Source organism: Phenylobacterium sp., assembly GCF_044236515.1.
Taxonomy (GTDB): Bacteria; Pseudomonadota; Alphaproteobacteria; order Caulobacterales; family Caulobacteraceae; genus Phenylobacterium.
Map to the genome: position 1 here is coordinate 1 of NZ_JBIIGK010000161.1, position 6,186 is coordinate 6,186.

Annotated in this window: 4 protein-coding genes; 2 read left to right on the forward strand and 2 right to left on the reverse strand. The window is 67.4% G+C overall.

The annotated features are described in order from the left end of the window. Nucleotides 1-187: 187 nt before the first annotated feature. Nucleotides 188-1,477, forward strand: coding sequence for a serine hydroxymethyltransferase (gene glyA, locus ACILRF_RS13660; RefSeq protein WP_395673793.1), 1,290 nt, complete (start codon nt 188-190; stop codon nt 1,475-1,477). Between the two features lie 31 nt (nt 1,478-1,508). Further along, a complete protein-coding gene (gene nrdR, locus ACILRF_RS13665) occupies nt 1,509-1,970 on the forward strand; it encodes a transcriptional regulator NrdR (protein ID WP_395673795.1) in 462 nt (153 codons plus the stop codon). 195 nt (nt 1,971-2,165) lie between these two features. On the opposite strand, the gene ACILRF_RS13670 is transcribed toward nrdR, so the two are convergent. Together ACILRF_RS13670 and ACILRF_RS13675 are read right to left on the reverse strand one after the other, a co-directional pair. Continuing rightward, on the reverse strand, nt 2,166-3,848 hold the full coding sequence (locus ACILRF_RS13670; protein WP_395673797.1) for an amidohydrolase: 1,683 nt from the start codon (nt 3,846-3,848) through the stop codon (nt 2,166-2,168). Between the two features lie 44 nt (nt 3,849-3,892). Further along, nucleotides 3,893-6,186: TonB-dependent receptor domain-containing protein (locus tag ACILRF_RS13675; RefSeq protein ID WP_395673799.1), on the reverse strand; the 2,294-nt coding region annotated here is incomplete at its 5' end.

Consider the following 6,186-nt stretch of genomic DNA (forward strand, 5'->3'; position numbering starts at 1 on the left):
CCGGACCAACGCTCATTCAGCTTCCCCCTTGTCGCGACTCTGCACAGCCCCGGCGCCTCCCTGACGCTTGCACCCTGGGTTAGTCTGCAACGCAGAAGGAGAAGGTTGGTTCCGGGCGTTGGAACGGCGCGCGCAAAGGGGTAAGGGAGCGCACGCTTTCCGCCCTCGCTGAACCGAAAGGCCGCCTGTGACCGACACCGCCCAAGCCTCGACCTCGAACTTCTTCAACCAGGGCGTGGGTGCGGGCGATCCCGCCATCGCGGCGGTGATCGGCGGCGAACTGAAGCGCCAGCAGGACCAGATCGAACTGATCGCTTCAGAGAACATCGTCTCGCGCGCGGTGCTGGAGGCGCAAGGGTCGGTCCTGACCAACAAGTACGCCGAAGGCTATCCCGGCAAGCGCTACTACGGCGGCTGTGAGGTGGTCGATGAAGCCGAGACGCTGGCAATCGAGCGCGCCAAGCAGCTGTTCGGCGCGGAGTTCGCCAACGTCCAGCCGCACTCCGGCTCGCAGGCGAACCAAGCGGTCTTCATGGTGACCATGAAGCCGGGCGACACCTTCATGGGCATGAACCTCGACCACGGCGGCCACCTGACCCACGGCAAGTCGGTCAACCAGTCCGGCAAGTGGTTCGCCCCGGTGGCCTACGGCGTCCGCGCCCAGGACCATCTTATCGACTATGACGAGGCCTATGAGGTCGCCAAGGCCAACAGCCCCAAGGTGATCATCGCCGGCGGCTCGGCCTATTCTCGGCAGATCGACTTCAAGAAATTCCGCGAGATCGCCGATGAGGTGGGCGCCATCCTGATGTGCGACGTCGCCCATTACGCGGGCCTGATCGTCGCTGGCGAATATCCGAACCCGTTCCCGCACGCCCACATCGTCACGACGACGACGCACAAGACCCTGCGCGGCCCGCGCGGCGGCCTGATCCTGACCAACGACGCCAAGCTGGCCAAGAAGGTCAACTCCGCCGTCTTCCCCGGCCTGCAGGGCGGCCCGCTGATGCACGTCATCGCCGCCAAGGCCGTGGCGTTCGGAGAGGCCCTGCGCCCGGAGTTCAAGACCTACGCCAAGCAGGTGATCGCCAACGCCCGCGCCCTGGCCGACAGCCTGCAGGCCGCTGGCTTCAAGATCGTCTCGAACGGCACCGACAGCCACCTGATGCTCGTCGACCTGACGCCGAAGAACGTCTCGGGCGCCGATGCCGAACAGGCGCTGGAGCGCGCCGGCATCACCACCAACAAGAACTCGATCCCCGGCGACCCGCTGCCGGCCATGCAGACCTCGGGCCTGCGCGTCGGCACGCCGGCCGGCACGACCCGCGGCTTCGGCGAGGCGGAGTTCCGCCAGGTCGGCAAGTGGATCGGGGAAGTCCTGGACGGGCTGGCCAGCGGGGCGGACAATGCCGCGGTCGAGCAAAAGGTCCGCGCCGAGGTCAAGGCGCTGACCACGCGCTTCCCCATCTACCCGTAATAGGGGTAGATGGCCGGGGAGGGGACGAGATATGCGCTGCCCGTTCTGCGGCCACGATGAAACTCAGGTGAAGGACTCGCGACCCTCGGAAGACGGCGCGGCGATCCGCCGTCGGCGGCTGTGCCCCGACTGCCAGGGCCGCTTCACGACCTTCGAGCGGGTCCAACTGCGCGAGATCACCATCATCAAGCGCACCGGCCGTCGCACGCCCTTCGACCGCGACAAGCTCGCCCGCTCGCTCTCCATCGCGCTGCGCAAGCGGCCGGTGGAACCGGAGCGGGTGGAGCGGATGATCTCGCTCATCGTCCGCCAGCTCGAAAGCCTCGGCGAGACCGAGCTGCCGTCGTCGACGATCGGCGAGCTGGTGATGAAGCAGCTCAAGCAGCTCGATGACGTCGCCTACGTCCGTTACGCCTCGGTCTACCGTGACTTCCGCGAGACCGGCGACTTCGCCAAGTTCCTCGGCGAAGAGGGTCTGAGCGAGGACGGCTAGCGCTCAGAAGCGCCGCGTATAGGCCACCGCCCAGGTATCGTCACTGCGCAGGCCGCTGCTGTAATCCTGGCGGGTGTAGTCCACCCGAAGGCCGTTCTTGCCGTCGAAGAAATACTGCGCGCCGACCCCATAGTTCCACGATCCGACGTCGACCTTTCGGACGCGGAAACCGCGCCGTTGGTTACGACCGCGGGCTTAGCCGCCGTGCACCACCTTCCCGCCCAGCACCGTCGCCTGCACCCCGACGCCGAACAGGTCGCGACCGCGAACACGTTCAATGTTCTGGTCGAGAACCACGACGTCGCCGAACTTGCCCGGGGTCAGCGAGCCGCGGGTGTCTTCCTCGTGGACGGACTCGGCGGCCCACAGCGTCCACATGCGGACGGCTTCCTCGAGCGTCGGGGCCTGTCCCTCGGGGGCGGAGCCGCCGTCGCCCTGGCTCGCCACCAACCCGGCGATGCCGGCCAGCGGGCTGAAGGTCGGGACGGTCCCGGTGGAGTCGCTGATCGACACCGGCCTCAGGCCGCCGTCGATCATCGCCCGGTAGCGCGGGAAACGGCTGGACGAGCGGCCGCTCGCCGGACCGACGGGCGCGGTGATCGCCACGCGCATGCCGAGTTGCTTGACCCGCACGATCTCCTCATCGGTCAGCGTGCCGTAGTGCTCCAGTCGATGGCGCAGGGGGCGGGGTGAACGTTTCTGCGCCTTTTCCAGCGCTTGCAGACAGTTCTTCAGGCTGGTTCCAGCCTGGTGAAGCATCATGTGCAACCCCGCCTCGTGGGCGCGCATGACCGCGTCCTCGAGATCCTCCTGCGCCCAGTGCATGTCGGTGACCCGCTCGAACGCGGCGTCATAGCCGGCGCCAGCGACGAACAGCTTCACGCCGCCGAAGGTCAGCATCTCGTCGCCGAAGCCCGACATCAGCCCGCCGTGGAGCACCTCGTCGAGGCCGATCTTGAACGGAATGACCGGATAGAACCTGGTCCGCAGCGGCAGCGCGCCTTCCGAATAGAGCCGCTGGCAAACCCGCATGTCGTCGTCGAACAGCGGGATGGTGGAGGTCGAGGTGATGCCCTTGGCGACGAACAGCGGCGTCACCTGGCTGCGGATGGCCTCCAGCTTTTCGGAAAAGCTGTGGGCATTCTCCGGCAGCAGGTCGAACATCTCCGTCACCACGCCGGTCGGCTTGCCATCGGCGTCGCGGGCGACATCGCTGCCCATCCGCCGCCGGCCGTCGCGCCACCGCAGGTTCGACGCCTCGGCGGGGTCGAACAGGCCAAGCCGGCTGAAGGCCAGGGTGTTCATCGACCAGGCATGCATCCCGCCGAGCACGATAATCGGATGGGCCGTGCTGATCGCGTCCAGTTCCTGCCGCGTCGGCATGCGCTTTTCGACGACGTGCTGCTGGATGTTGAACGAGCCGCGGGCCAGCACCCAGTCGCCGGGCCTGGTCTTCGCCACCCGCTCGCGCAGCCGCCCGAAGATCTCCTCCAGCGACTTCAGCGGCGGGGTATGGACGTCCACCTGCAGACCGGAGAAATAGTAGGACGAGAACTCCATGTGCGTGTGGGAGTCGTTGAAACCCGGCAGCACGCTGTTCCCGCGTGCATCGATGACGCGCGCGTTCCCCGCCGCACGACGAATGTCCGCGCTGGTCCCGATGCGGGTGACGCGGCCCTGCTCGATCAGAACCGCCTGAGCCCGCGGGCGACGCTCGTCCATCGTCCAGACGTTGCCGTTGATGATCGCGAGCGTCTCGCGCGGCGGCGCCGGAGCCCGCAGCGGGACAAGGTTGCCCGGCACGACCTGCGCGCCGGAGCGCCCGGGCGGGATGAGGCCCGCCGCCAACATGGCCGCAAGCAGGTTGCGCCGGTCCATCGTACTCTCCGAATAACTGAGGTGTTGGTCTGGGGCGGGCGGACCTACATCCGCACCCGCAGGCCGACGCGGATCAGCCGGCCGAGCGCGTCGTCGCCGCCGATCGCCTGGTGGATGGTCCAGGGCTGCGCCGTCGGCACGTGCACCGGGCTGCGATCGAGCAGGTTGCGGATGTTGAGGTAGGCCTGCATGTCCGCGTTCCCCATCTCGAACGAGTAGGCGAAGTTCGCGTCGATGAAGGTCGAGTCCTCGCGGTAGACGTAGTTCTGCGTCTGGATGTTGGCCGGCAGGGTCGAGATCAGCGGGCAGCCGGACTGGCACTCGATGATCTGTGGGTCGGTCTCGTAGGTGAAGGCGTTGTCCGGCGCGATGCGCGCCGTCACGCCTGCGAGCCAGGGCCCGTAGCGATACGAGGCGTTGGCGACGGCCCGCCAGGTCGGGTCTGTGTAGGAGACGAACGAGCCGGGGAGCCCCGGGTCGCGTGTGCCCTTCAGATAGAAGCTCTGGTTCCAGTTTAGCGTCAGGGTCCCGGCCATAGACGACATCAGATCGTTGAGGTCGAAGCGGTAGGTCGCCGACAGATCCACCCCTTTGTAGGTCGAGTTGGCGATGTTGATGTAGGCCGGGATCACCGTGCTGAGCGGAGCGAACAGCTGGCCCGCGTAGGGCGAGCCGGGCGCTCCCGGCAGGGTCGCAGGCCCGGCCCGGGTGATGAACTGGCAGGCCCCTTCATTGCCCGAGAAGCACAGCTGAAGCGCTTGGCCGACGCTGATGGTGCGGATCTCGTCCTTGATGGCGATGCGCCAGTAGTCGACCGAGACGGTGAAGCCCGGCACGAACGACGGCCGATAGACGACGCCGACGCCGCGGCCGTCGGCCTTTTCTGGATCGAGGTCCGGATTGCCGGTCGAGCCGCTGCGGATGTTGGCGGTGGTCTGTGTGAACGGGTCCTGGATGCCCGGGTTGTTGATCAGCGTCGGCGCGGCCGCGAACAGCTCGCCGAGGTTGCCGGCGCGGATGTCGCGCGAAAGGTTGCCGCGGAAGGTCAGGTCGGTGACTGGCGTATAGGTCGCCCCGGCCTTCCAGGTGAGCACGAACCCGGAGGTCGAGTAGTCGGCGGCGCGCGCCGCGAGGTTCACCTCCAGCGCCTGGGCCAGCGGCACGTCCCGCAGCAGCGGGATCACCGTCTCGATCGCGGCTTCCTTCACGTCGTACTTGCCGTTGATCGGCTTGTAGTTGCCGGCCCAGAAGTCGTTGGCCATTGCCCCGGGGTTGGACTCGCCGCTGGCGCTTTCGACCCGATAGGCGCCGTCCAGGGCGACGGAGATCCGTCCGGCCGGCAGACCGAACGGCAGGTCGCCGCTGACGGAGGCGGCCGCCACCTTCTGAGTGTTGGTCTGGTCGAGGTGGCCGACGGCGTAGATGTAGTCGATCGCCGCCTGGCTATTCACACCCTCGCCCATGATATTGAACGGCACGCACCCGTTGGTCGGATCCGACAGGGTGGAGCGGCAGACGATTTGGCCGTTGGGCGCGCGCACCGCGTCCGTCGCCAGCAGGAAGCGCGACTGGCTCTGCGAGTTGGCGTTCAGCACATTCCGCGCCTCGCCATGCTGATAGTAGGCGTTCCACACCCACTCATCGCCCCACAGCCCGAACCGGCCGTCCAGCTGGACCGCGTGGCGGGTGACGGAGCGGTCGGTGCGGCCGCGCAGGTTGGGCACGTCGCCGTTCAGCGTATCCACCCGGAACGACGTCACCCCGGCCAGAGCCGGGAGCAGGGAGGCCGGGATGAATGGGTTGTCGGTCCGCACCGTCACCCCGGTGGAGCCGATCCGGTAGACGTTCATCGCTCGGGCGTCGGAGTCCGAATTCGCCCAGTTGAAGGTGTAGGAGGCGGTGATGTTTTCGGTCAGGTCGTAGCTGCCGCGGAAGAAGACGTTCCGCCGCTTCTCCGCCGGGTCCAGGGAATTGCCCTCGGTCCGCTTGACGTCGCCGAAGGTGGAGCCGCCGATCTGCGTGTTCCCGGCGATGGAGCCGAAGGTGTACTGGTAAGGCGTCCCGCCGGGCCCGAACGCCGTGCCGCGCAGCGGCCCGGTCATCACCAAACCGCCGAGCGTCATCACCGCGGTGCAGTTCGAGGCGGTGACCCGCAGCGGCTGCCCATTGGTCGCGGTGTAGGCCGGGTTGTTCATCACGCAGTCGTTGCGCGCGTCCCAGATGCGGTTGGTGGTGTCGTGGATGGCGTCCTTCTGCGCGAGCGTGCCGCTGACGAGCACATGGCCGCGGCCGCCGGCGAACGGGAAGCCGGCGGAGGCGCTGACCTTGTAGTTGTCGC